The organism is Methanoculleus sp. DTU007, from assembly GCF_001512385.1.
GTDB classification, from domain to species: Archaea; Halobacteriota; Methanomicrobia; order Methanomicrobiales; family Methanoculleaceae; genus Methanoculleus; species Methanoculleus thermophilus.
Window position 1 is genome coordinate 6,415 of record NZ_LFRO01000003.1, and the last position, 1,364, is coordinate 7,778.

Annotated in this window: 2 protein-coding genes and 1 pseudogene; all 3 read left to right on the forward strand. The window is 63.9% G+C overall.

Annotation, left to right across the window (positions count from 1 at the left end; all coding sequences use genetic code 11):
- Positions 1 to 271: pseudogene (locus ACI94_RS00340) on the forward strand (hypothetical protein); the annotation flags it as partial.
- Positions 268 to 876 (forward strand): DUF1673 family protein, encoded by a 609-nt coding sequence (locus ACI94_RS00345; RefSeq protein WP_286680950.1) that lies wholly within the window; start codon positions 268 to 270, stop codon positions 874 to 876. The pseudogene ACI94_RS00340 and the gene ACI94_RS00345, both read left to right, overlap by 4 nt.
- Positions 873 to 1,364, forward strand: a 492-nt coding sequence (locus ACI94_RS00350) for a hypothetical protein (RefSeq protein WP_286680951.1), incomplete at its 3' end; no start/stop codon positions are given. The genes ACI94_RS00345 and ACI94_RS00350, both read left to right, overlap by 4 nt.

Here is a 1,364-nt window from a genome sequence, read left to right on the forward strand (position 1 = left end):
GATCGAGGTCGAGCGCCTGAACGCGGGAGTTGGCGTCCTCTTCGGGCGCTCGGTTCCCTTCGACGCGGCGGCCGTCGTCTTTGTCTCGGCAGACCACGGGGTGCAGGTCTGGTACGAGCACGAGGGCGACTGCGGCACATGCTCTCAGTATGCCCGGTGCATCGAGCTCCTCTGGGGATACGCGGACGAACTGGGGATTACGCTTGAAAAGACCGACGATCCGACCAGGCTGGCCGACGAACTCTTTGCAAAACTCCGGGAGATGGTATGATGCCCCTCCTGGAGACGATCCGGGCCTACCTGGGCTGGTGCCCCCTGCAGGCGTCGATGCGGACGGATCTCGCGGTGCGGTCGGCTGCGGCCGCGGCGGCGGGCGGGCAGGATGGCCCCCTCCGGGCCGAACCCGGGTGGTGGAAGCGCTACCATAACCAGTTGCTGATAACGGCGATAGCCTTCTCGGCGGCGGCAGCGGCGCTCTTTACCCTGGTCGAGGATGCTCCTCCGGGGTACCCGGCCGTATGGACGGGCCTCGCCATTGGGGTGGGAGCGGCCCTCGGTTTCCTGCTCAGTTACCGGAAGCAGTATGCACGGGTTGCCGCCGGGGAGTTCCGCAGGGACAACATGACTAAAAGACAGCGTATCATCAGGTATCTGAGTCTCCCGGTGGCCTCCGTTCTCCTCGCCGTCGTTATGGCGTATTTTGTTCTGGGCGGGATGTTCGACCGGATTCTTGGTCTTATGCTGGGCCTGAGTTTCATCTTCTGGACGTTGTACGGCCTCACGATCCTCTGGGAGCGCCGGCACAAGGCGATCATGATCGCGGAGTGGGGGTCGGTGTATACCGTGGATACGGCAACAGAGGGTGAACGCGTATGATGAAGTTCTCCGAGACGATACGGAGATGGATGGGCTGGTGCCCGAACGCAGCAATGGTCGGCACCGGCAGGCGATATGCCGCGCCGGAGGGCGAGGTCGGTATGGCGACAGGAGGCGGCCGGGAGGTGGTGGAGGGTGCACTGGTGGACTACGGCCCAATCGGCACCCCGGGGAGGCTCTTCCTGCTGCTGCTTGCCGGCGCCTCTCTCATCGGGATCCTCCTTGTTACGGCTCCGGCAGCCCTCGTTACGGTTCCGACATTCATTATCCCTCCTGCAGGGAGGCTGTTCCTGCCGGCGATCGTTCTGGGCTACGCCGCCCTGGAGTTATACGGGGCCATACGAAGAGCCTGCATCGAGGTCGCTCGCGACGCCGTCGTCATCCAGCGGCCGCTCTTTTCGCCTATCGTCATTCCAAAGGATGCCATCGTGAAGGCGGAGGTGAAGGAGAACCGACCTCCCCTCTCACCCCGGCTTCTCACGGCAGCG